Genomic DNA, 22,945 nt, shown 5'->3' on the forward strand with positions numbered 1-22,945 from the left:
GGCTGAAGCCGCTCCTACAGGGACCGCATCGAGCTGATGAAACGCGGTGGATGGGACGATCAGGCGATCGCCGCATCCACCAGCACCTGGGCTTCCTCGACCAGACGCTTGAGGTGCACTTCGTCGATGAAGCTCTCGGCGTAGATCTTGTAGATGTCTTCGGTGCCCGATGGCCGCGCGGCGAACCAGCCGTTCTCGGTCATCACCTTGAGGCCGCCGATGGCCTGGTTGTTGCCCGGCGCATGGCTGAGGATCTGGGTGATCGGCTCGCCGGCCAGTTCGGTGGACTTGACCTGCTCAGGCGCCAGCTTGCTCAGCAACGCCTTCTGCCGTGCGTCGGCCTTGGCTTCGACACGGGTGGCGTACGGCTTGCCCAGCTTGCTGGTGAGGTCAGCGTAGATCTGGCTTGGGTTGCGACCGGTGCGGGCGGTCATCTCGGCGGCCAGCAGGGCCGGGATCAGGCCATCCTTGTCGGTGGCCCAGACCGAGCCGTCCTTGCGCAGGAACGAGGCGCCGGCGCTCTCTTCGCCACCAAAGCCCAGCGAGCCGTCGAACAGGCCTTGGGCGAAGAACTTGAAGCCCACCGGCACTTCGTACAGGTCGCGGCCCAGCGCGGCGGTGACGCGGTCGATCAGGCCGCTGGACACCACGGTCTTGCCCACAGCCGCGTCTTTGCGCCATTGCGGGCGGTGGCGGTACAGATAGTCGATGGCCACGGCCAGGTAGTTGTTCGGTTGCAGCAGGCCATCGGGGGTGACGATGCCGTGGCGGTCGTGGTCCGGGTCGCAGGCGAAGGCCACGTCGAAGCGCTCGCGCAGGCCGATCAGGCCCTGCATGGCGTAAGGCGAGGACGGGTCCATGCGGATCTGGCCGTCCCAGTCGACGGTCATGAAGCGGAAGGTCGGGTCGACCTCGGTGTTCACCACTTCCAGGTCCAGCTGGTAGTGCTCGGCGATCGCCGACCAATAGCGCACCCCTGCCCCGCCCAGCGGGTCGACGCCCAGGCGCAGCTTGGCGCCGCGGATCACGTCGAAGTCGATGACGTTCTCCAGGTCAGCCACGTAGTGGCTCACATAGTCGTGACGTTGAGTGGTCGGGGCCATCAGCGCCTGCTTGTGGTCCATGCGCTTGACGCCCGCCAGGCCCGCGGCCAGCAGTTCGTTGGCCTTGCCTTCGATCCACTTGGTGACATCGCTGTCGGCCGGGCCGCCATTGGGCGGGTTGTACTTGAAACCGCCGCTTTGTGGCGGGTTGTGCGACGGGGTGATGACGATGCCGTCGGCCAGGCCCTGCTGGCGGCCACGGTTGTAGCAGAGGATGGCGTGGGACACCGCTGGGGTGGGCGTGTACTCGTCATCCTTGCTCAGCATCACCTGCACGCCGTTGGCCGCCAGCACTTCCAGGGCGCTGGCCGCGGCCGGAGCGGACAAGGCGTGGGTGTCGGCGCCGATGAACAGCGGGCCGTCGATGCCCTTCTCCTGGCGATACAGGCAGATGGCCTGGGTGATCGCCAGCACGTGGTCTTCGTTGAAGCTCAGCTCGAACGAGGTGCCGCGGTGGCCCGAGGTACCGAAGGCCACGCGCTGGGCGGCCACGGCGGCGTCGGGGTGGCCGGTGTAGTAAGCGGTCACCAGGCGGGGAATATCGACCAGCACGCTGGCCGGAGCCGGCTTGCCTGCCAAGGAACTGAGCGTCATGCAAAACCTCGAAATCAACGAATGTTGGGTTGGAACGCGCAGTGTACTGAGAGTTTCATCGCCAGGCGATGGGGGCGATCACCTGCATTGCCACCAGTCGGGAAACATCTGCCGCACCCGCGGTTCGGCGAAGCGTTCATCGATCAACAGCAGCACGCCACGGTCCTGGTCGCCACGGATCACCCGACCGGCGGCCTGGATCACCTTGCGCACACCCGGGTAGAGGTAGGCATAGTCGAAACCCGCGCCGAACTGCCGGCCCAGGCGCTGCTTGAACTGCTCGTTGACCGGGTTGACCTGGGGCAGCCCCAGGGTGGCGACGAACGCGCCGATCAGGCGCGTACCCGGCAGGTCCACGCCTTCGCCGAACGCACCACCCAGCACGGCGAAACCCACGCCCTGCCCGTCCGCCACGAAACGTGCGAGAAACGCCTCGCGACCCGCCTCATCCATGCCCGGGGCCTGCCGCCACTGGGTCAGGGACGGATAGCGCTCGGCCAGCAACCGTGCCACCTGCTCCAGGTACTCGAAGCTGCTGAAGAACGCCAGGTAATTGCCGGGCTGGCGCTGAAACTGCCCGGCAATCAGCTCGACGATCGGCGCCAGCGACGCCTGGCGCTGCTGGAAGCGTGTGGACACCTCACTGACGATGCGCACCTCCAACTGCTCGGCGCGAAACGGTGCGGCGACCTCCAGCCAGGCGGTGTCGGCGGGCATGCCCAGCAGATCTGTATAAAAACGGCGTGGATTGAGCGTGGCGGAAAACAGCGTGACGCTACGCGCCGCGCTCATTCGCGGCCCCAGCAGCCGCGCCGGCACCACGTTGCGCAGGCACAGCGTGGCCAGGCGACGCCCGCGCGCGACATTGCGCTGGCTGATATCGAAGACAAAATGCTCATCGAACAGCTCGGCGATGCGACTGAACTGCAATGCCTGGAAGAAGAACTCCAGCACCTTGGGCTCGACCTCGGCCGGTGCTTCGTTCATGCGTTCCTGGATCAACCCGATGCAACGTTGCAGTGCCTGTACGAAGGCTTCCGGCAACTGCTCGGACGCCTGATAGGGCGCGACCTGCTGCTTGTACAGCGCGTTCCACTGGCGGTTGAGCCGGTCCAGGGCGCTGCCCAGCCCTGCAGGCTTGCTCTGGCGCAGGGCCTGCAACTGGCCCTGGTCGAGGCTGGCGCTGTACATCTGCCGCCCCCGCTCGACCAGGTTGTGTGCCTCGTCCACCAAGACCGCCGTACGCCATTGATTGGTCTGGGCCAGCCCGAACAGCATGGCGTGGGCATCGAAGTAATAGTTGTAGTCGGCCACCACCAGGTCGACCCAGCGCGCCATCTCCTGGCCCAGGTAATAGGGGCAGACCTGATGCGTCAGCGCCACTTGGCGCAGGCTGGCGCGGTCGAGCACGGGCACTTGCGCGGCGGCCTCGCGGGCGGCAGGCAGACGATCATAGAACCCCTGGGCCAGCGGGCAGGATTCGCCATGGCAGGCCCTGTCGGGGTGCTCGCAGGCCTTGTCGCGCGCGATCAGCTCCAGGGTGCGCAGGGCGGGTTGCGGCGTGGCCCGGGTGATTTGCCGCAGCGCGTCCAGGGCCAGGGCGCGGCCGGGGGTCTTGGCGGTGAGGAAGTAAAGCTTGTCCAGTTGCTGCGGCACCACGGCCTTGAGCAACGGAAACAACGTCCCAAGGGTCTTGCCGATGCCCGTGCTGGCCTGGGCCATCAGGCAGCGGCCAGTGCTTACCGCCTTGTACAGGGTTTCAGCCAGCTGGCGTTGCCCTTGGCGGAATTCGGGGTACGGAAAGCTCAACGCGCTCAAGCCATGGTCGCGTTCGCCCAGGCGCTGCTCCTGTTGCCGGGCCCAGGCCAGGAATCGCTGGCACTGCACCTCAAAGAAGCGCCGCAGGTCGTCGGCCATATGGCGCTCGCTGATCACCGTCTGGTCGTCGCTGTCCACGTCCAGGTAAACCAACGCGACGTCGATCTCCGGCAACTCCCGCGCCTGGCACAGCAACCAGGCGTAGACCTTGGCCTGCGCCCAGTGCAGTTGGCGGTGGTTGGCCGGTTGCCTTGCCAGGTCGCCGCGGTGGGTCTTGATCTCTTCCAGGCGATTGCGCGCAGGGTCGTAGCCGTCGGCGCGGCCACGCACGCGCAACCCCAGGTATTCGCCTTCAAGGGCGATTTCTGCCTCATAGTCCGCGCCACGCCTTGCCACCACCCGGCGATGGCCGGCGATGCCCTCCTGCGCCGTGGGCGAAGGGGTGAAGCGCAGGTCCAGGTCGCCGACCTTGGCGCTGAACTCGCACAGGGCGCGCACGGCGACGGTGTAACTCATGCCTGCTCGGCCTTCCAGCGCACGTGGCACACCACCACTGGCAAGCCATGTGCCTGGCAGAAGTCGAGCCAACGTAGCTGGTTGTCCTGCAGACGGTCACCCGGCCCCTTGACCTCGACCATGCGGTAACGCCCTTGCTCGGGCCAGAACTGGATCAGGTCGGGCATGCCGGCGCGGTTGTTACGGATGTCCTGCAACAACCGCGCGAAGCAGGCTTTCAGGTGCTGAGGCGCCAGGCAGGCCAAGGCGTCTTCGAGCAGGCCCTCATCGAGCATCTGCCAGAATACGAACGGCGACTGCAGCCCGTGCTTGGCCGTGAAACAGGCGCGAATCGCCTCAAGGTAGCTGCCATCTTCAAGCCGGCCCAGGCAACGCTCGAACAGCGACGCGCGTCGCGCCTGAAAATCGCTGTCGTGCAAGTCCTGCGGCCCAGTCTGGAAAGGATGGAAGAACGCACCTGGCACCGGGGCGAAGATCGCCTCCCAGCAGAGCAGACCGAACAGGCTGTTGAACAGGGTGTTCTCGACGTAATGCGCAACGCTCCCCTGTTGCTCCAGGTGCAGGCGCACCGCTTCCTCCACGCCGTGCATCGCCAGCTCAGCCGGCAACTCCAGTTCGATCAGCTCGACATTGCCCGTGCGCCGACGCCCCTGCAGCGGCCCACCCAGCTTGCGTGCCAGGCGCGGCAACATACGCTCGAGCGCCTGCCGCTCCAGGGCATTGGCCGGCGCCTCGGCCATGCGCATGGCCAGCGCATGGGCCTGCGGCCACTGCTCGCTGCGTTCGAACACCCGTACCTGGCGAATACGTGCCTCAGGGTGTTCACATGCCTGGTAGATGCGCAGGGCCAGGTCCCAATCGGCCAGGCGCTCGCTGTGCTGGCCCAGGCTGAACAACAACCGTGCGCGGCGCCGGACAAGCCAGGGGTTGGCGCTGTCCAGCCCGTCCAGGGTGGCCAGCAGTCCAGCGGGCGGCTCGCCCTGCTCCAGCCGTTCAGCACACTGGTGCAGGGCCATGGCCAGGTCGACATCCGCACGCTGGCGCAAGGCCCGCGAGTCGTCACTGAAGCTGACGTGCTCATAACGGAACACACCAAGGTCAGCCAGCACGAAGTCCGACCAGTCCTGATGGAGGTTGCCAAAGAACAGCAGGCGTAGCCGATCGCACAGGGGCTGTAGCCGCCAATGCAGAATGCGTGCAGGGAACGACGGGAACCATTCACGCAGCGGTCTTGGCTCAAGCGCGAGCGCTTGCAACTGGGCCAACAGATCGGCCTTGCCCGCCCGCGGCCGGGCAAGCTGGCCAGCGAAGCACTGCACCACCTCCTCCTTGCGCAGCAGTGCCCACAACTGCTCGACCGTCAGCGGCGTGTCATCGGCCACCCAGCCCAATGCCAGCAGGGGAGCCAATGCCGCGTCGCTATCGCCGATTTCGGCGTACGCGAGCTTGTCGCTGCGAAACAGCTCGCCCTTGCGCATCACCATGCGCACCAGCAAGGCTTGGGCCGGCATGGGCAGGCCGGAGAAAGCCTGGATGAAATGACGCTCACCGTTGTCGAGCAAGTCGGCGTAACGCTGCTCGACCCAGCTCAACACCTGACAGAAATTGTGCAGGTAATAAAAGGGCTCGTCGACGGAATGGGCGATCATGGGGCGGGGTGAACACTGAGGGCGGACACTGGTTATACATACAGATCCGCCCTGGGGGCAAGTGCCTGTGATCACATCGTCGGTCATCAGAAGTTAGAAATTCTTCTACAAAAAATTGAAATGCACTGAGTAGCCCGCAGGCCTCCACGCCTTTGTTCCGAGACGTAAACCCGGGCACACAAACAAACGTCCGATAAGCGGTGCCTGAGCTATGAGGGGAATGCGCAAGGAGGCTAGCGCGAGCAAGGAACCAGGATGATCCAACAGGCAGCGCTCGCCAGACCTCTCGCACTATTGAGTTCGGCTCCAAGCGTAGTTTTTTCATGAACAAAAAATCGTTCGATCCCGCCTTGCAAAAGCCCGGCGAGCGGCTAAGTTTTCGGAAACCGTCGAAATAGCCATCAAAACAATATCACGCAGTCCGAAGCTTTTTATTCCGCCCAAGCATTAACACGCTGCCTTCAATACTGAAACGGACATCAGTCATAACAATATCAAGAGGGATGCTTGATGAAGCGCGGCCTTTGGCATCGTGTGCTCTGTAAAAAAGCGCCTGTCGGATATTTCTGGATATCACTTGTAGGCTTCAGCGCACTGGTGATCGCCAGTTTTCTGTTGTTCGAGCAACAAATCCAGGACTTCCTGGCCAACCTTGAGCTGTATCTGCCTGATAGCCCCGCCCAAAAAGTCAACCTGGCCCTGCTGCTGGTCGCCTTGCTGGCACTGGATGTAGTGCTACCGATACCGTCGAGCGTGGTCGCGTTGCTTGCCGTGGCCACCCTGGGCAGCGTCGGTGGCTACCTGGTGATCTTCGTGGGCCTGTGCCTCGGCGCCTGGCTGGGTTATGCCCTGGGCGCCGGCTACTTCCGCGTGCTGTCCGGCCGCCTCGGCCTGCATCAGCGCAAACCCGGGCAACTGGTGCAAAAGCTCGGCACCCTGTCGTTGATCTGCCTGCGCGGTGTGCCGGTACTGGCCGAGACCTCGGTGGTCGCCGCCGGCATGCAGCGCTATCCGCTGCGCGCCTTCGTCCTGGTCACGACCCTGGCCAACATGGGCCTGGCCCTGGCCTACTGCGCCATCGGCAGCTTCCTCATCGACGAAAACGCGCTATTGACCACACTCCTCGCCAGCATGGTCCTGCCGGGGCTTTTCATCGCTGGCTACAGCTTGCTCAGGAAGCTGCGCAAACCCGTCACACCGGAGGTCCTGCACGGCCGCTTCGAGGTCAGCTACGACTATCCGGTGCGCTTTACCGATCATCTGTTCGACCTGGGCAACGCCTGCCTGCACCAGCAACTCAGCGCCGGACAGCACGGCCGGGTGACGGTGCTGATCTTCGCTGACAAGCAATTGTTGCAGTGCAGACCGCAGCTGTCCGGACAGATCGAGGCCTGGTTCGCCAGCCATGCCCGCGACCTGCACCTCCAGGCCGCGCCGATCGCCGTCGCTGCCGGTGAGCTGAGCAAGACCGCGGAAGTACTCCAGCAATTGTACGCCGACATGCTCGAGCACGGCCTCGACCGGCACTGCTACGTGCTGGCCATGGGCGGCGGCGCCTTGCTGGACTCGGTGGGTTACGCCTGCGCCACCTTCCACCGCGGCATCCGCCTGATCCGCCTGCCGAGCACGGTGCTGGCGCAGAACGACGCCGGCATCGGCGTGAAGAACGGCATCAATGCCTTCGGCCAGAAAAACCTGCTGGGCGCCTTCTACCCCGCCACCGCCGTGATCAACGACTTCCAATTGCTGACCAGCCTCAGCCGCCGCGACCAGATCGCCGGCCTGGCGGAGGCGGTGAAGGTGGCGCTGATCAAGGACGAGGCGTTCTTCCAATGGATGGAGGAACAGGCCACAGCCCTTGCCCGCTTCGATCATCCGGCCAGCCGCCATGCCATTTTCCGCTGCGCCCAACTGCACCTGGGGCATATCACCGGGGCCGGCGATCCGTTCGAGCGCGGCAACGGCCGGCCGCTGGACTACGGTCATTGGGCCGCGCACAAGCTGGAAAACCTGAGCCAGCACCGCCTGCGCCATGGCGAGGCGGTCGCCGTGGGCATGGCCCTCGACGCGTTCTATGCCAATGCCCTGGGGCTGTTGAGCGATACCGCCAGCGAGCGGGTGGTGAGCCTCCTGCAAAAGCTCGGGTTCAATCTGTGCCCCACGGAACTGACCTTGAAAGACAGGTTGGGACGCTTCCAGGTCATGCTGGGGCTGGAGGAGTTCCGTCAGCATCTGGGCGGCCGGCTGTCGATCCCCATGCTCAGCCGCATCGGTGCCTCGATCGACCTGCATGAAATCGATGAGCGCCTGATGCAACAGGCCTTGTTGCGCCTCTCCAGCCTCGGCGCGGCCCCCTTCGGCCTGAGCGAGGGTTGCGCGCAATGAGCCAGCCCCAGGCGAACCTCAAGACCTGGATGACCCTGGGCCGGGTCTCCAACCTGCCGACGGTGTGGACCAACGCCCTCGCCGCCACCCTCCTGGCCAGCAGCACCGGCGCCCTGGCGCCACCGTCGGGGCTGGTGTGGGGGCTGCTGCTGGTGACGCTGTCGCTCCTTTACCTGGCTGGCATGCTACTGAACGACCTGCTGGACGCCGAATGGGACCAGCAGCACAACAACCCCCGCCCGATTAACCTGGGCCTGGTCAGCTACCGGCAAGTACGGCTCGCGACCCTGCTCCTGCTGGCCCTGGCGGGTGCCTCGGCACTGGGCCTGAGCCAGTTGACCGAGCAACCACGGTGGTTGCTGGGCAGCATCACCCTGCTGGTCGGCTGCATCCTCGGCTACAACCTGTTGCATAAAAAGTACGTGCACAGCGTCTGGCTGATGGGCGCCTGCCGCTCGGCGCTGTACCTCACCGCGGCAGCCAGCCTGACGGTGCCGCCGGAACCCATCTGGCTCTGCGCGATCCTGCTTGGCGTGTACATCAGCGGGCTGACCTACCTGGCCAGCCAGGAGCACCGCAACCAGTTGCTCAGCCGCCTGCCCCTGCTGCTGATGCTGAGCCCCCTGGCCCTGGCGATCTACGCCGAAACCTTGTGGTTCTGGCCGGTGCTGCTGCTCTGGCTGGGCTGGCTCGGTCGCCACTACTGGCTGCACCTGGCCAATCCGCAGCGCTTGAAAGTCCGCGCCTTCATCGGTGCCGGCCTGGCCGCCCTGCCCCTGTTCGATGCCCTGGTGATGGCCGTGGCCGACCAGCCACTGGGCAGCCTGTTCTGCGTGCTGATGTTTTTCCTGCTTCCCCACTTTCAACGCTGGATCAAACCGACATGAACATGGACGTCTCCGTGCCCCAGCCACGGCTGGCCGACTGCGGTCGGGCCCTGGATCAACTGCTCGACGAAACCGAAAGACGCTGGTGGCAACAGGCCTTGGAACGCCTGCGGCAATCGCCAGAGGCCAATATCGCCGCCCTCCTCGGCAGCCAATGCAAGCGCCACCTGCGTGACCAGGCAGTGCCCGGCGCCGATGGCTGGAGCGCCATCGAGCTGGCCCGCGCCTTGCTGCTGGCCCGAGTCGTCGACCTGCAGCACGAAGAGGCCCGCCCGGCGCTGCTGGCGCAATTGTTCAAATGGGGCGACGACCAGGAAAAGGTCGCCCTGCTCAAGGCCCTCGATGATCTCGACAGCGAGGGGCGCTGCCTCGAGCTGGCGCTGTTCGCCGGCCGCACCAGCAACCCGCGGGTCTTCGCCGCCCTGGCACTGGACTCACCCTATGCGGCCCGTCACTACCCGGAGCGGGCCTTCCATCAACTGGTGCTCAAGGCGCTGGGCATGGGCCTGGATGCCGCACGGGTGATCGGCCTGGCGCAGCGCCAGGGAACGCCCCTCAACCAGCTGGCCCTCGACCTGATGGACGAACAGCTCGCCGCCGGGCGCCCGGTATCACCCAGCCTGCCCCGGCTGATCGCCTTCGACCTGCTCAGCCCGCCGCAGCGCAAGCGGCTGACGGACCTGTACCAGCAGCAACGCTTGCCGACGGAGTGGCGCGAGCACCTCTTCGGCAGTTGACCGATCCAGCGCCAGCCCCCGCACAACCGGTATCTCTTTGCCCTTGACGAGGATTCACCATGCCCAAGTATTTCGACCCGCACATTCATATGGTCAGCCGTACCACCGACGACTACCAGAACATGGCGGCCGCCGGCATCACCGGGGTGATCGAGCCCGCGTTCTGGCAGGGCCAGGCGCGGACCAGCGTCGGCAGCTTCGTCGACTACTTCGACACCCTGCTGGGCTGGGAGCGCTTCCGCGCCAGCATGTTCGGCATCCACCACTTCTGCACCCTTGGTATCAACCCCAAGGAAGCCAACAACCTGCAGCTGGCCCAGGAAGTGCTGGACATCCTGCCGCGCTACCTGGTCAAGGATGGCGTGGTGGCGGTCGGCGAAATCGGCTACGACGACATCACCCCGGAGGAAGACCGCTTCCTGGCCATGCAGATGGAGCTGGCCAGGCAGTTCAACCTACCGGTCCTGGTGCACACCCCGCACCGCGACAAGATCGGCGGCACCAAGCGCACCCTGGCGGTGATCCGCGAAGTCGGCATCCCCGAGCACCTGGTGGTGATCGACCACCTCAACGAGCTGACCCTGCCCCTGGTGCTGGAGACCGACTGCTGGCGCGGCCATTCGGTCTATCCCAACACCAAGATGTCGGAGCAGCGCATGGTCGCCCTGCTGCAGCAGTACGGCACGGAAAAGATGATCGTCAACAGCGCCGCCGACTGGGGCGTCAGCGATCCGCTGAAAGTGCCTAAGACCGGCCAGGCCATGCTCGAAGCCGGCTTCAGCGAGGCCCAGGTCGAGCAGGTACTGTTCCATAACCCAATCGACTTCTTCGCCCAGAGCGGGCAGCTGGACAAGGCCCTGGTCAGCACGCCGTTGCCGATCGACCAGCGCAAGACCTGGCAGGAGAACTCTGCCCTGCGCGGCCAGGACCCGGTGATCAAATGAGCGCCGCCGTGTGCTGGACGCCCACCCAGGTCGGTTACTGCAGCAATGTGCACCCGACCCGCGACCTGGCCGGGCTGCGCGCCTCGATCGAGCGCCACTTCCAGGGCGTGCGTGGCTTGCGCGGCCTGCGCGAACAGGACAGCGGCCTGTGGATCTGCGCCCGCGCCGCTGGCCAGTTGCAGGATACTTCGGCACACGGCCGGTTCCTCGACCTGTTGCAGGACACCGGGATGCGCCTTACCTCGTTGAACGGCTTTCCCTATGGCGAGTTCCACGAGGGCGCGGTGAAGGCCGAGGTCTACCTGCCTGACTGGTCCATGCCGGAGCGCCTGATCTACAGCCTTAACCTCGCGCGAATCCTGGCGCAGGCCTTGCCGACGGATTGCCGACAAGGGGTGATTTCCACCGTGCCCCTGGGGTACGCCGCCAGCTGGAGTCCGGCCTTGCAGCAGCGTGCCGAAAACCAGTTGCGCCAACTCACCGCCGCGTTGGCCAGGCTGCATCGCGACAGCGGCAGGAAGGTAGTGTTCTGTCTGGAAATGGAGCCGGACTGCGTACTGGAAAACACCGACCAGGCCATCGCCTTCTTTGCCCATTGGCAAGCCAGCGATCCGCACCATGAATACCTGGCCTTGTGCTTCGACGTCTGCCATCAGGCCGTGATGTTCGAGGACTGCTATCGCTCGCTGGACCGCCTGCGCCTGGCCGGGGTACCGATCGGCAAGATCCAGCTGTCCAACGCCATGATCTGCCACCTGCCGGCCGATGACCCGCAGCGTTTCGCCCAGGTCCTCGACGTGCTCGGCGAGTTTTCCGAAGCCACCTACCTGCATCAGGTCAAGGCACGGGACAATCAAGGGCACCTGATGGCCTGGGCCGACCTGCCTGCCGCACTGGCCGACTGCGCCCGTGATCCCGGTCGTTATGGCGAGTTGCGGATTCACTTCCACGTCCCGCTGTTCAGCGAGCATTTACTGCTGCCCGAACTCGGCGGCAGCCAGGTCGCGCTGGGGCAGACCTTCGACTATCTGGCCGCCCACGACGACCTGCGCCCGGTGCTGGAAGTGGAGACCTACAGCTGGGGAGTCCTGCCCGCACAACTGCGGCCGGGCAACGAGCAGGCCCAACTGCGCGGCCTCGCCGCAGAGTTGCACTGGGTCGAGGCACAGCTGCGCCAGCGTGGCCTGCTGCACGCGCCAATACGCGAGGGGCACGCCGATGCCTGCCCGTAAACCGCTGCTGCTGATCAACGTGGTCGGCCTGACGCCCTCGCTGCTGGGGCCGAACACACCGCAGATCAACGAACTGCTGAAAACCGCGCAGATGGCCAGCCTGCAGCCGTCGTTTCCGGCGGTGACCTCCACGGTGCAGGCCTCGATCCTGACCGGGGCAGCGCCGTCGCAGCACGGTATCGTCGGCAATGGCTGGTACTGGCGCGACCAGGCCGAGGTGCGCTTCTGGCTGCAACCCAATGCGCTGATCCAGGGCGAGAAGGTCTGGGACACGCTCAAGCGCGAACTGCCCGGGTTCCGCTGCAGCCAGTTGTTCTGGTGGTACAACATGTACGCCAATGTCGATGCCTCGATCACCCCGCGCCCGCATTATCCGGCCGACGGGCGCAAGCTCTTCGGGCTCTATTCGTCGCCGCCGGGCCTGCACGAACGGATCGAGGCGCAGATCGGCGAGTTCCCCTTCCCCGGCTTCTGGGGGCCGGCGGCGGGCATCGCCTCGAGCCGCTGGATCGTCGATTGCGCCCTGCTCGAATTCCAGCTCAATCGCCCCGACCTGCAACTGGTCTACCTGCCCCACCTCGACTACAGCCTGCAGAGGGTCGGCCCCGAGCACCCGTCGATCGCCGATGAGGTGCGGGCCATCGACCATGAAGTCGGCCGCCTGCTGAGCTTCGCCCGGGACCAGGGCGCAGCGGTGATGCTGCTGTCGGAGTACGGTATCGAGGCGGTCGTGCAATCGGTGTCCATCAACCGCGTACTGCGCGAGCAAGGCTTGTTGCAGGTGCGCCAATCGCTGACCTGGGAACTACTCGACCCCGGTGCCAGCGCGGCCTTCGCGGTGGCCGATCACCAGGTCGCCCATGTCTACGTCAGGCGCGAGGACGATGTTCCGCGTATCAAGGCCCTGCTGCAGCGCCAGCCCGGCATCGAGCAGGTACTGGACCGGGCCGAGCAGCGCAGCTGGCAACTGGACCATCCCCGCAGCGGCGAGCTGGTGGCGCTGGCCGCCCCGGGATTCTGGTTCGATTACTACTACTGGTTCGACGAGCGCAAGGCACCGGACTTCGCCCGCACCGTGGACATCCATCGCAAGCCCGGCTACGACCCGGTGGAGCTGTTCGTCGACCCGGCCATCCGCTTCCCCAGATTGAAGGTGGCGCGCCGTCTGCTGCAGAAAAAACTCGGCATGCGCTACTACATGGACCTGATCCCGCTGGACAGCGGCCTGGTCCGTGGCAGTCACGGGCGCCCGCCAGCCAACGAGCAGACTGGCCCGTTGCTGATCACCGATTGCGACATACCGCTGCCGCGGCGCATTGCGGCAACGGCGGTCAAGCACCTGCTGCTTCTGCATTTCCTGGAGCAGAACCAAACTGACCTGGCCAATGCCAAGGAGCACACATGCGGCGAGCCATCTCGATAACCGTTCTCAGCACACTGGCCGGACTGGCTCAGGCTGATAACACCAACACCTTCAGTTGCAGCAACTTCCTGACTTTCAACGGCAATCAGGCCCAGGCCCGGGACCTGCTCGACACGAGCAAGGAAACCCTGAGCTGGAACTGGTTCGCCTGCCTGAACCAGCTTGCGCCGAACGGTCTCGACCGGGTCTGGGAAACCATGAAACCGTCGGACCAGGTATACCTGGCCGATGGCTCCAAACCCACCCCCTACGGCACACCCTTCAGCCCTCCGGCGGACGTGACGAAACAGGCCGCCACGATTCCAGGGATGAACCCCAAGCGCGCCTTCCACAACCTCAACGCCATCCAGCAGGTGGATGGCCTGGCCCTGGAAATGGGCGGGGCGGTACCCGCATCACAGCAAGGCAAGCCCGTGCGCTTCCAATTGCTGATGGGCGAGTCCACCTTCAACTACATCGTCGACCAGGGCGTCTACAACATGAATGGCCAGGACGCCCTGACCAGCAACCTGGACTTCCCGGCCACCGCCTGGGAAGTGAAGGCCGGCTGGTTGTGGATCGGCAGCGACGCCACCTACCAGGCGCAACTGGAGAAGGATGGCTACTACATCGCCCAGGCCTACTACCAGAACAAGGACGGCACCTACGAGGTCGGCTACGCCGCGCTCACTGCCCTGCACGTGATCAACAAGCTGGTCACCGGCTGGGTCTGGACCACCTTCGAGAACGTCAACAATCACCTGTACACCGTGACCAACGCCACACCGTCCCAACCGATGACCAACAGCACCGGGCCGACGCCCACGGCGGTCCCGGTCAACACGCAGTTCCAGGGCTGGTACGGGGATCTGTCGCGCTACGCGCTGATCGGTACGCAACTGCAGACCAGCCCCACACTGCTGGCCAACTCCCAGCTGGAGTCAGCCTTCCAGACCCAGTCCTCGTGCTTTGCCTGCCACGGCACGGCGGCCTATTCGAAGAGCGACGGCTACTTCAACTTCGCCCAGGACGGCGACGCCGGCCAGGGTGGCATCGTCTACCCGACCGAGCCGGTGCCCGCGTCCGAGTTCAAGGGCTACAACAAACTCGATTATGTCTGGTCGCTGAAGCGCGCCCAGTGGCAGCGTCCTTGAGGAGCACGACATGAGCGTACTGAACTTCCCCCGCATCTACCTGAAAGGCCACATGTTCTGGAACCCGCCAACGGGTAACAACAACGATATGTTCCCCCTGTACGACGCGGTGAACATGGAGATGAACTGGCGCTTCCTCCAGCACTACAACATCAACAAGGACAATGCCCGCGACCTGCTGCTGAACTGGATGATCATGCCCCGGGCGCTGCACGAGGCGCCGGACTACGTCACCCAGGCGCCGCCCAACGCGCCGAACTCGCACAATCGCTACCCCATCATGATGCCCGCCGAGTGGGATCTGTTCGGCGACAACGGCTGCGGCACCGTCACCTACAAAGAGACCACCTCCACCATCATCGGCGGCGAACTGCCCACCGGTGGCTATGTCAAAAGCGACCCGCTGATCACCCTGCCCTACAACCTGTACGGCAATCCGTTCGGCAGCACCAACCCGAGCCCGGCGCGCTTCGTCGACGTCAGCCCCTGGCAGAACACCTTCACCGCGCTGTACTTCGACAAGCTGGTCCTGGGCGACGACACCTGCGGCCTGACCGCCAAGCGGCAATTTCGCATGCTCGATCGCTTCCTCAACTTCAACTGGGGCGCCTTCGGCGGGCTGAACTATGTCACCACCACCTGGCAGACCTGCTTCCCAAAAGAAAACCTGAGCTGGGTGGTCGGCGATTCGGCGCTGCTGAAGAACCTCCAGGCGCAACTGGACAAGCCGGGTGTGCAGGGCCTGATGTTCCGCTTCTGCACCTACCTGACCTTCTACGACAAGAACGGCGTGTTCAACGACCAGCCGCCCATCAGTGCCAAATCCCAGAACCCGGTGGACATGGCCAGGGTCCAGGCGCTGTACCAGAAAGGCCTGAGCAATCCCGCAGGCATCTTCTTCAACCCGGCCTACAGCTGCACCTCCGGTGTCCTCGGCCTGTGGCTCGATGGCGAGTACCCGACCGCGCCGGCCGGCGTACGCCTGGTGCCTGACGTTGCAGTGGCCGTGCCCCCGCAGTACAACTTCGAGTCTCCGCCCGTCGTCCAGCTGGGTGTCGTCTCGGCGCAGGTTCACGACAGCATCCTGTCGCTGGACCTGATGAATACCTTCCCGTTCAAACCCGCCACACCACAAGCGGGTCAGAATCCCGATATCCCGACGGCGGAAAAACTCGACCTCGGCAGCTTCGACGTGGGCATCGACCAAGGCGGCACCTTCGTCCCGGTGACCCACTTCAACTACGCGGACTACCAACAGAGCATGTTCGAGCAGCGCTCGGGCATCCTTGACCTGCTGCTCACCGAGAGCCAGCGGGCGCAGTTGACCAGCGGAGCACCGCTGGCGCTGCAACAGCAGGCGACCGGGGTCCCGACCTCGAAGCAGGCGACCTGGACCGCCGAAGTGATCCAGAGCGGCAGTTTCATCGACGTGGGCGAAACCAGAACCCTGCAGATCATGGTGCAGAAGAACGGCGTGCCCGCGAAGAACACCAACCTGCTGGTGGCGGAATACAACAACCCCTATCTGCTGGGCACGTCCAGCTACTACCTGGGCTTCAGCAACAATCCGGACTTTACCCTGTTCAAGGACTTCCCGGCCGATCGCACGCAGAACACCGAAGTCTGGCCGCAGTTCGTCGGTGCCCCCGAGGTCGATGCCGTGGCAACCGAGGGCGCGGGACGCAAGCTGGTGGGCTTGCGCCGCGAGGTGGCGACCGATGGCGGGACGGAGGTGCCGTACCAGCAGTACAAGACCACGCCCGCCGGCATATCGCTGGGCGCCTGCCTGGTCTTCGAGGGCGCCAAAACGGACACCCGTTACCTGCAGGAGCCGGCGAACGAACAGGTGACCTACAACTACCTGCAGATCACCACCGACGACAACGGCATTGCCAGCGTGACGGTCACCGGCAGGCTTCCCGGCTTCCCTACCTTGCGCTTCTTCCCCAACGAAGACGGCCAGGCCGATATCGTCTTCAGCTTCAACTACCTGGGCGCCTATGTGGACTTCCTTGCGCCGCTGCGGGTGCTGCCGGAGGAGCCCACGCTGAAGCAGGAGTTCGTCGACCAATGGAACAAGGTCTATCTGGAGACGAACTCGGGGCAGTTGATCTGGGACAGCTTCATCTACCCGAGGATCTTCGAACCCTACTACTACCTGTACCCGATCATGGGCAAGTTCATGCCGCTCAATGACCTGTCGCGCATCGAAGGCGCGGTGGACCAGCTCATCCGCCTGATCAGCAAGCCGTATCAGGAAGAAAGCACCGTGGCCATGCCGATCACCCGGGACATGCCGCAAAGCCGCCGATCGGTGCTCGAGCTCTGGGCGCAGAAGCTGGTGCAACTGAAGTACCCACCGAGGCCGCTGAGCATCGATGACTACAACCATCTGAAGATCAACTGAGGCAGCAGCACCGGGTGGCAGGGATGTCACCCGGCGCTTTTCATCGTTCAGGGAACAAGGCTCAAGAACCCGCGCGACAGGAAGGATCTATGCCAACAACACTCCATATTCCGCACCACCCCCGCGAAACCCTGCGCCCCACCTCGATCATCGCCGAAGGCCTGCTCAACCCCCGCGGCGTCCATGCCGAAGACGACGGCAGCCTGCTGCTGATCGAAGCCGGCAGCGGCCTGCCCGGCGACCCGTTCACCGGACGGATCAGCCGCCTGCCTGTCGACCCGGGCAACCCAGGCGCGTATCTGCCCCGCGAAACCCTCGCCCAGGGCTTCCGTGCAATGAACATGCAGGCGCGCATGCTGCGCGACGAGATCATGGGCCTGTCGGACATCGCCTGTGGCGACGGGCGCTGCCTGGTCAGCCAGACCGATTACGTCGCCGGCTCGAAACTCCTTGATCTGCAATACAGCCCGCCGGAACCTGTGTGCCATAGCCAGGGCAACCTAAATGCCCTGTGCTATCACCCCGGCCGGCGCAGTTGGTTGGCAGTCAAGCCGGATACCAACGAGTTGGTGGAGTTGCGCCCCGGCGCGCAAGAGCAGGTGCTGGTGCGCCTGCCGAATCTGGAACAGAACCAGGAGGCCGTGCCGGTCACCCTGGTATACGAGCCGGCAACCGGGGCGGTGCTGGTCAGCCTGTTCTCCGGCGAGCTGCATGCCGACCCGGCGCGCAAAGGCGTGGACTTCGCCGACAAGGCCGGCCAGGTGATCCGGGTATGGCCGGACAGAGGGCGCCTCGAGGTGCTGATCGACGGCCTGCAACTGCCCACCGGCCTGGCCCTGGACCCGCAGGGCAACGTGCTGGTCCTGGAGCTCTGCGCCAGCCTGCAGCAACCCCTGCGCGCCGACTGGAACGGCGAGGCGCTGCATGGCGGCTTCACCCGCTTCAGCGGACGCTTGCTGCATTGCGACCTGCGCAGCGGCGTGGTGAGCATCCTGGCCCGGGAGCTGGATACACCGTCGAACCTCTGCCTGGTGGAGGGTGCGGTGGTGGTCAGCGAAGGCATGGGGCTGGCGGGCCGTCCGCTGCCGACGCCCGAGGGCCAAGTGGTGCCGCTGGCAGGGCGGTTGCGCCGGGTAGCGCTCTGACGTGCATTGCCCGCAACCACCTGTCGCGCCGGCCCAGCATCAGCAGCAGGCGTTGAATCGTCGCCCCCGGCCGGCCTGCATAGAGTGACCGCAATTGCGCCAACTCAAGGCCGCTGGTATCGATCAGCCACTGCCTGACCGGTTCCGGGCAAGGCAGGCCCTGCAACGCCTGGTGCAGGTAAGGCAAGGCGACGCGCATGCCTGGATGGCAACGTTGCACGAACGCCTCCAGGTTGCGGCCCCTGGCCTCGAAGGGGGAAAACAGCTGGCAGACCAGTTGGTCCTCGCCCACGCCATAGGCGTCGAACAGGCGCGCCTGCGCCTCTTCGCGCAAGGCCTGACCCTGAGGCCAAGCCACTTGCGCTGGCTCAAGGCCTCGGAAGAAGGCCAGGGCCCCCTCGCGATAACCACGCCCCTCGACATGCTGTGCCCGCAGGCCATGCAGATGTGCCAGTGGCAAGGGATCGAACAGACCTGCCGGGCCCTGGGCCGTGCACGGTAAGGCGTCCTGACGTCCCAGCATCTTATCGAGGGGACCACTGTCATCCAGATGCTGCAGCACATCCTCGACCGTCACCACGCGCAGACCCTCCCCGCCCCCGCCCTGTGTGCGGGGTGTCGGTGCCTCGAAGGGGTCGGCCAGCAGCACGCCCAGTCGCGTGAGCCCTCCGGCGAGGGTATCGATATCGTTGCCAGGCGCGCTGTACCCCACTTCAATCAACTGGCGCAGGCAATGCCTGCTCCAGGCCAGCAGGCGGCGGCGTTGGCGTGCTGGCACGACAGTAACCAATGCACCGACATCACCGGGCATCGCCAGCGCCTTGCCCAGGCCTGCCGCCAGCTCCAGATAGGCCCTCGCGCCCAGCACCGCTTCCGGCTGCCCACCCGTCAAGTGGCCAAAAAGCAACCAAGCCTTGCCGCTGGCGGCACGTTGGTCGGACGAGCAGCTCGGGCGGGCGCCGAATCGTCCGATCTGGCCACCGTCGGTGCGGAGCAGTTCGACCCGCGGGTCATCGTGCAGGAACAGCGCACTGAAAGAGCGCTCGTGACTGGCCAGGGTGGTGTCGTCGAGGGTCGGATGCCCGGCCACCAACACTCTCAGGCGGAAGGTGTCGACATAGCGCAGGGAAATGCTCAGCTGCGCGGCGCGCAGGCTGGCCAGCAGACGGGCGCTGCGCCGATCGGCCCCGTGCAACACCATCAGCTGGAATCGGCCGACGTGCTCCTGGCCACCTGCCACCACCAGCAAGCGCTGGATCAACAGTTGCACCGACGCGCGCTGGGCCTGGTTCATGTGCTCGAACAGGCGTTGCAGGACCTGCTGGTAGACATAGTGCATGGCTTGGTCGTGGGTATTACTCATGCGTTCGCTCCACTTGCCTGAACGATTCAGGCTGAAGTGCGAATTCTGGCAGATGAATATAGCGTTGCGCTTGAAGGAAACTTCCCAAACCAAAGTAAGACGCGTAGGTAATTATTGATTAGTCCCAAACTAGCGGAGAGTCCCTATATACGCGGCTGAATTCAGCCTGAGTTTGTAGGATGCATCCGATAATTACCCTTTAACTTAAACACCCTGCAGATTCGTTAAAATGAATTGGGGCCGCCCTGCGGCCCTTCGCCGGCAAAGCCGGCTCCTACAGGTGACGCGTCGCCTTCGGGCGGCGCAAACATCTGTAGGAGCCGGCTTTGCCGGCGAAGGGCTGCAAAGCAGCCCCATCGAATTGGAACATTTGGCGTATCGGGAGTGCCTGACCGAAGTTCGATACCTGTCAGGACGCCTTCATATCCAACACCACCCGCCCGCCACAAGGGCACTCATCCATATAACGATGAGCCTCGACCACTTGTTCAAACGGATACACCTTGATGATCTGCGGTGTCAGCAGATGATCCGCCGTGAACTGGTTGATATCGCGCAAGGCCCGTTGCAAGGCAACCTGATCCTGGTCGATGCCCAACTCCGGCTTGCCGGTGAAGTTGCCGATACAGTGCACGTGGAACTGAATGTTCTTCTTGAACGCCGCGCAGGCCGGGAATGGTGTCTGGTTGCCACCCTGCAGGCCATACAGCACCAAGCTGCCACGGGGTGCCAGCACATCGCCAAGCAGCGACATCTGCGGCCCGCCCATGCCATCAAGGACCATGTCCACGCCACGGCCATCGGTGTACTTGCCGATCTGCATCAGCAGGTCCTGCTCTTCGGTGACGATCACCTTATCCGCCCCCAGGCCCAGCAGGTAGTCGCGCTGCTCAGGCTCCTTGGTGGCGGCGAACACTTTCAACCCGAGTGCCTTGCCCAGTTGCACGAAGGCTGGCCCCGCGCAGTGGCTGGCATCCGTGACCAGCGCCGTCTGCCCCGCCTTGGCCCGGGCCAGGTCGACGAAGGCGAAATAGGCGATCAGCAGCGGCGTGTAGTGCACGCTGGCCTCGATGGGGGTCAGCACATCCGGGTAGCGAGTTATGGCCATGCGCGGCAGCACGATGACGTCGCCGTACACCGGGTGGTCGTTGGCACTGGTGGCCGGGAAGCTGGCGACCCGGTCGCCCACCGCAATATCATCCACCCCGGCGCCGACTGCCGTGACTACACCGGCCATCTCGTGGCCAATGCCCGCCGGCAGGTGCGCCTGGGACGGTGCCAGGTTCTGCCGCCAGAGCACGTCGTACCAGCTCACGCCAATGGCCTCGACGCGGATCTGCACCTCGCCGACGGCCGGGGTCGGTTCGGCCTGCTCCTCGCAGCGGAGCACATCGGCCGGACCGAACTTGTGGAAACGGATCATGCGGGACATCGCATACCTCGCCTGTGTGAATCTCGTATTACCACGGACTTTATCCGGGCTTTCACGGTTGGGCCATCAGTGGCTGTTAATAGTCGACATGCCTGTCATTGATTGGGGCCCTGACAAATCTATGCATTGGTACCCGGAAATCGGTGCAGGGTACCAGCCTTTGGCCTTAAGATTCACCCCTGCCCCACTTTAGGCGAGCCGCATCGAATGAATCGTAACGACTTGCGTCGCGTAGACCTCAACCTGCTGATCGTGTTCGAAACGCTCATGCATGAACGCAGCGTGACCCGCGCAGCCGAGAAACTGTTCCTCGGCCAGCCGGCGATCAGCGCCGCGCTGTCGCGCCTGCGCAGCCTGTTCGACGACCCGTTGTTCGTGCGTACCGGCCGTAGCATGGAGCCCTCTGCCCGCGCCCACGAGATCTTCGCCCTGCTGTCGCCGGCGCTGGACTCGATCTCCACCGCCGTCAGCCGCGCCGCCGAATTCGACCCGGCCACCAGCAACGCGGTGTTCCGCATCGGCTTGTCCGACGACGCCGAATTCGCCCTGCTGCCGCAGTTGCTCAAACGCATCCGCGCCGAAGCCCCTGGGATCGTGCTGGTGGTGCGCCGGGTCAACTACCTGCTGATGCCCACCCTGCTCGCCTCCGGCGAAATCTCGGTGGGCGTGAGCTACACCAGCGAACTGCCCGCCAACGCCAAGCGCAAGGTGCTGCGCCGCAGCATGCCCAAGCTGCTGCGCGCCGACAGCATGCCCGGCAGCATCACCCTCGACGACTTCTGCGCCCGGCCCCACGCGCTGGTGTCGTTCGCCGGCGATCTGTCGGGGTTCATCGACGAAGCGCTGGACGAGATCGGCCGCAAGCGCCATGTAGTGCTGGCGGTGCCGCAGTTCAACGGGCTGGGGAGCTTGCTCGCGGGGACCGATATCGTCGCCACGGTGCCTGACTATACGGCCGATGCATTGACCGCCGCGGGCGGGTTGCGGGCGGAGGACCTGCCGCTGGAGGTGCGCACGTTCGAGTTGCACATGGCCTGGCGCGGGGCGCAGGACAATGATCCGGCGGAGAAATGGTTGCGGTCGCGGATACAGATGTTCTTTGGCGACCCCGACAGTCTTTAAAGCGCCCTCTACGTGCTGATCGGAGCAGCAGCACGATGGCCTTCTGCTCGAGCCAGCAATTCGCTTGAACGAGAGTCTTGAGCGTTGAATTCGCCAGCAGTGATCCATCAGCATGATGTTCAAAGGAGGAGGATTTCATGGCAGCACTGGATAACGTTTTTCATGGTCTGCACCAGCAAGGGTTGCTAATCCTGGCCAACGTGGCTGACGCTGGCGGCGCGCGCCTCGTCGAGCGCCTCGGCAGCAAGGCGGTAGCCACCAGCAGCGCGGCGATGGCCTGGTCCCACGGCTACCAGGATGGCAACAAGCTTCCGCTGCAGCTGCTCAGTACCACCATCGGCTCGATGACTCGGGTACTCGGCGTACCACTGACGGTGGATATCGAAGGGGGCTATTCGGACGATCCCGAACAGGTCGCCAACGTCGTCAAGGCCGTCATCGCCGCGGGCGCAGTTGGGGTCAATATCGAAGACGGCGTGGCCTCGCCCGAGCTGCTTGTGCGCAAGGTCGACGCCGCCAGGAGGGTTGCCGATCAGCACGGAGTCAACCTGTTCGTGAATGTGCGCTGCGACGTCTACCTGAAAAACCTGGCGCCCGCCGAGCAACGTCTCGAAGAACTCCTCAAACGCACTGCACAGTATGCCAACGCTGGAGCGAATGGATTGTTCGCCGCCGGCGTGGTCGAACCTCATGAAATAGCCGCGGTGTGCCGGGAGTCGAGTTTACCGGTCAACCTGCTCTGGCGCACGGGCCTGGCCGCTCCCGACGAGCTGCAACGCCTTGGTGTCAGGCGCCTGAGTGCCGGTTCGAGCATCGCCGAGTTCTTGTATGGCGCCATGGGCGGGCTCGTCCGTAGCTTCCTGGAGAGTGGGCAACTCGACACCCATGCCTTGAAAGCCCATACCTACGGCGAGTTGAACTCGCTGATGGCCCTTCAGACCGAGTGACCTTGCTCGTATCCGCTTTTGTAGGAGCCGGCTTGCCGGCGAAGAGCGCACCGCGGTGGATGGCACCGGCATAGCCGGTGTTCGCCGGCAAGGCCGGCTCCTACGAGG

16 protein-coding genes are annotated in these 22,945 nt (G+C 64.6%); 11 read left to right on the plus strand and 5 right to left on the minus strand.

The window, feature by feature from the left end:
- Positions 1-59: 59 nt before the first annotated feature.
- From pgm to P5705_RS22135, 3 genes are all read right to left on the minus strand, one after another.
- Positions 60-1,697, minus strand: coding sequence for a phosphoglucomutase (alpha-D-glucose-1,6-bisphosphate-dependent) (gene pgm, locus P5705_RS22125; RefSeq protein WP_277462998.1), 1,638 nt, complete (start codon positions 1,695-1,697; stop codon positions 60-62).
- Between the two features lie 78 nt (positions 1,698-1,775).
- The gene (locus tag P5705_RS22130; protein WP_277462999.1) at positions 1,776-4,031 is read right to left on the minus strand and encodes an ATP-dependent DNA helicase; all 2,256 of its coding nucleotides are present in this window, start codon (positions 4,029-4,031) and stop codon (positions 1,776-1,778) included.
- Positions 4,028-5,680, minus strand: coding sequence for a VRR-NUC domain-containing protein (locus P5705_RS22135; RefSeq protein ID WP_277463000.1), 1,653 nt, complete (start codon positions 5,678-5,680; stop codon positions 4,028-4,030). The genes P5705_RS22130 and P5705_RS22135 overlap by 4 nt, the downstream gene beginning before the upstream one ends.
- A 510-nt stretch (positions 5,681-6,190) precedes the next feature.
- On the opposite strand from P5705_RS22135, the gene P5705_RS22140 reads away from it, so the two are divergent.
- The 9 genes from P5705_RS22140 to P5705_RS22180 all read left to right on the plus strand — a co-directional run bounded on the left by P5705_RS22140 (position 6,191) and on the right by P5705_RS22180 (position 17,973).
- Entirely contained in the window at positions 6,191-8,065 is a 1,875-nt protein-coding gene (locus P5705_RS22140) for a 3-dehydroquinate synthase (RefSeq protein ID WP_277463001.1), read from the plus strand.
- On the plus strand, positions 8,062-8,952 hold the full coding sequence (locus P5705_RS22145) for a UbiA family prenyltransferase (RefSeq protein WP_277463002.1): 891 nt from the start codon (positions 8,062-8,064) through the stop codon (positions 8,950-8,952). Before P5705_RS22140 ends, P5705_RS22145 begins: the two co-directional genes overlap by 4 nt.
- Complete coding sequence (locus tag P5705_RS22150; RefSeq protein WP_431196968.1) at positions 8,949-9,689, plus strand: EboA domain-containing protein; 741 nt, start codon at positions 8,949-8,951, stop codon at positions 9,687-9,689. The genes P5705_RS22145 and P5705_RS22150 overlap by 4 nt, the downstream gene beginning before the upstream one ends.
- A 59-nt stretch (positions 9,690-9,748) precedes the next feature.
- The gene (locus tag P5705_RS22155) at positions 9,749-10,633 is read left to right on the plus strand and encodes a TatD family hydrolase (protein ID WP_277463003.1); all 885 of its coding nucleotides are present in this window, start codon (positions 9,749-9,751) and stop codon (positions 10,631-10,633) included.
- Positions 10,630-11,865 (plus strand): metabolite traffic protein EboE, encoded by a 1,236-nt coding sequence (eboE, locus tag P5705_RS22160; protein WP_277463004.1) that lies wholly within the window; start codon positions 10,630-10,632, stop codon positions 11,863-11,865. The genes P5705_RS22155 and eboE overlap by 4 nt, the downstream gene beginning before the upstream one ends.
- The gene (locus P5705_RS22165) at positions 11,852-13,288 is read left to right on the plus strand and encodes an alkaline phosphatase family protein (RefSeq protein ID WP_277463005.1); all 1,437 of its coding nucleotides are present in this window, start codon (positions 11,852-11,854) and stop codon (positions 13,286-13,288) included. Before eboE ends, P5705_RS22165 begins: the two co-directional genes overlap by 14 nt.
- A complete protein-coding gene (locus tag P5705_RS22170; RefSeq protein WP_277463006.1) occupies positions 13,267-14,421 on the plus strand; it encodes a hypothetical protein in 1,155 nt (384 codons plus the stop codon). The genes P5705_RS22165 and P5705_RS22170 overlap by 22 nt, the downstream gene beginning before the upstream one ends.
- A 10-nt stretch (positions 14,422-14,431) precedes the next feature.
- Positions 14,432-16,828, plus strand: coding sequence for a hypothetical protein (locus tag P5705_RS22175; protein ID WP_277463007.1), 2,397 nt, complete (start codon positions 14,432-14,434; stop codon positions 16,826-16,828).
- Between the two features lie 89 nt (positions 16,829-16,917).
- Positions 16,918-17,973 (plus strand): hypothetical protein, encoded by a 1,056-nt coding sequence (locus P5705_RS22180; RefSeq protein WP_277463008.1) that lies wholly within the window; start codon positions 16,918-16,920, stop codon positions 17,971-17,973.
- Here the strand turns inward: P5705_RS22180 and P5705_RS22185 are convergent.
- Together P5705_RS22185 and P5705_RS22190 are read right to left on the minus strand one after the other, a co-directional pair.
- Positions 17,879-19,336, minus strand: a complete 1,458-nt coding sequence (locus P5705_RS22185; protein WP_277463009.1) for a hypothetical protein — start codon at positions 19,334-19,336, stop codon at positions 17,879-17,881. The two genes, P5705_RS22180 and P5705_RS22185, sit on opposite strands and share 95 nt — an antisense overlap.
- A 409-nt stretch (positions 19,337-19,745) precedes the next feature.
- The gene (locus P5705_RS22190; protein WP_277463010.1) at positions 19,746-20,768 is read right to left on the minus strand and encodes a zinc-dependent alcohol dehydrogenase family protein; all 1,023 of its coding nucleotides are present in this window, start codon (positions 20,766-20,768) and stop codon (positions 19,746-19,748) included.
- A 207-nt stretch (positions 20,769-20,975) separates the two neighbouring features.
- Here P5705_RS22190 and P5705_RS22195 point away from each other — a divergent pair, with 207 nt between their 5' ends.
- A complete protein-coding gene (locus P5705_RS22195; RefSeq protein WP_248919984.1) occupies positions 20,976-21,890 on the plus strand; it encodes a LysR family transcriptional regulator in 915 nt (304 codons plus the stop codon).
- 137 nt (positions 21,891-22,027) lie between these two features.
- Positions 22,028-22,837: an isocitrate lyase/PEP mutase family protein gene (locus P5705_RS22200; protein WP_277463011.1), complete on the plus strand. Its 810-nt coding sequence runs from the start codon at positions 22,028-22,030 to the stop codon at positions 22,835-22,837.
- Positions 22,838-22,945: the final 108 nt, after the last annotated feature.

Origin of the sequence: Pseudomonas entomophila (assembly GCF_029478665.1) — a bacterium.
GTDB classification, from domain to species: domain Bacteria; phylum Pseudomonadota; class Gammaproteobacteria; order Pseudomonadales; family Pseudomonadaceae; genus Aquipseudomonas; species Aquipseudomonas entomophila_F.

Excerpts from the sequence above, each read along its gene's own strand:
- eboE (WP_277463004.1), top strand. The coding sequence starts at position 10,630 with ATGAGCGCCGCCGTGTGCTGGACGCCCACCCAGGTCGGTTACTGCAGC.
- P5705_RS22150 (WP_431196968.1), top strand. The coding sequence starts at position 8,949 with ATGAACATGGACGTCTCCGTGCCCCAGCCACGGCTGGCCGACTGCGGT.
- P5705_RS22130 (WP_277462999.1), bottom strand. The coding sequence starts at position 4,031 with ATGAGTTACACCGTCGCCGTGCGCGCCCTGTGCGAGTTCAGCGCCAAG.
- P5705_RS22185 (WP_277463009.1), bottom strand. The coding sequence starts at position 19,336 with ATGAGTAATACCCACGACCAAGCCATGCACTATGTCTACCAGCAGGTC.
- P5705_RS22175 (WP_277463007.1), top strand. The coding sequence starts at position 14,432 with ATGAGCGTACTGAACTTCCCCCGCATCTACCTGAAAGGCCACATGTTC.
- P5705_RS22165 (WP_277463005.1), top strand. The coding sequence starts at position 11,852 with ATGCCTGCCCGTAAACCGCTGCTGCTGATCAACGTGGTCGGCCTGACG.
- P5705_RS22180 (WP_277463008.1), top strand. The coding sequence starts at position 16,918 with ATGCCAACAACACTCCATATTCCGCACCACCCCCGCGAAACCCTGCGC.
- P5705_RS22190 (WP_277463010.1), bottom strand. The coding sequence starts at position 20,768 with ATGTCCCGCATGATCCGTTTCCACAAGTTCGGTCCGGCCGATGTGCTC.
- pgm (WP_277462998.1), bottom strand. The coding sequence starts at position 1,697 with ATGACGCTCAGTTCCTTGGCAGGCAAGCCGGCTCCGGCCAGCGTGCTG.
- P5705_RS22145 (WP_277463002.1), top strand. The coding sequence starts at position 8,062 with ATGAGCCAGCCCCAGGCGAACCTCAAGACCTGGATGACCCTGGGCCGG.
- P5705_RS22195 (WP_248919984.1), top strand. The coding sequence starts at position 20,976 with ATGAATCGTAACGACTTGCGTCGCGTAGACCTCAACCTGCTGATCGTG.
- P5705_RS22155 (WP_277463003.1), top strand. The coding sequence starts at position 9,749 with ATGCCCAAGTATTTCGACCCGCACATTCATATGGTCAGCCGTACCACC.
- P5705_RS22135 (WP_277463000.1), bottom strand. The coding sequence starts at position 5,680 with ATGATCGCCCATTCCGTCGACGAGCCCTTTTATTACCTGCACAATTTC.
- P5705_RS22140 (WP_277463001.1), top strand. The coding sequence starts at position 6,191 with ATGAAGCGCGGCCTTTGGCATCGTGTGCTCTGTAAAAAAGCGCCTGTC.
- P5705_RS22200 (WP_277463011.1), top strand. The coding sequence starts at position 22,028 with ATGGCAGCACTGGATAACGTTTTTCATGGTCTGCACCAGCAAGGGTTG.
- P5705_RS22170 (WP_277463006.1), top strand. The coding sequence starts at position 13,267 with ATGCGGCGAGCCATCTCGATAACCGTTCTCAGCACACTGGCCGGACTG.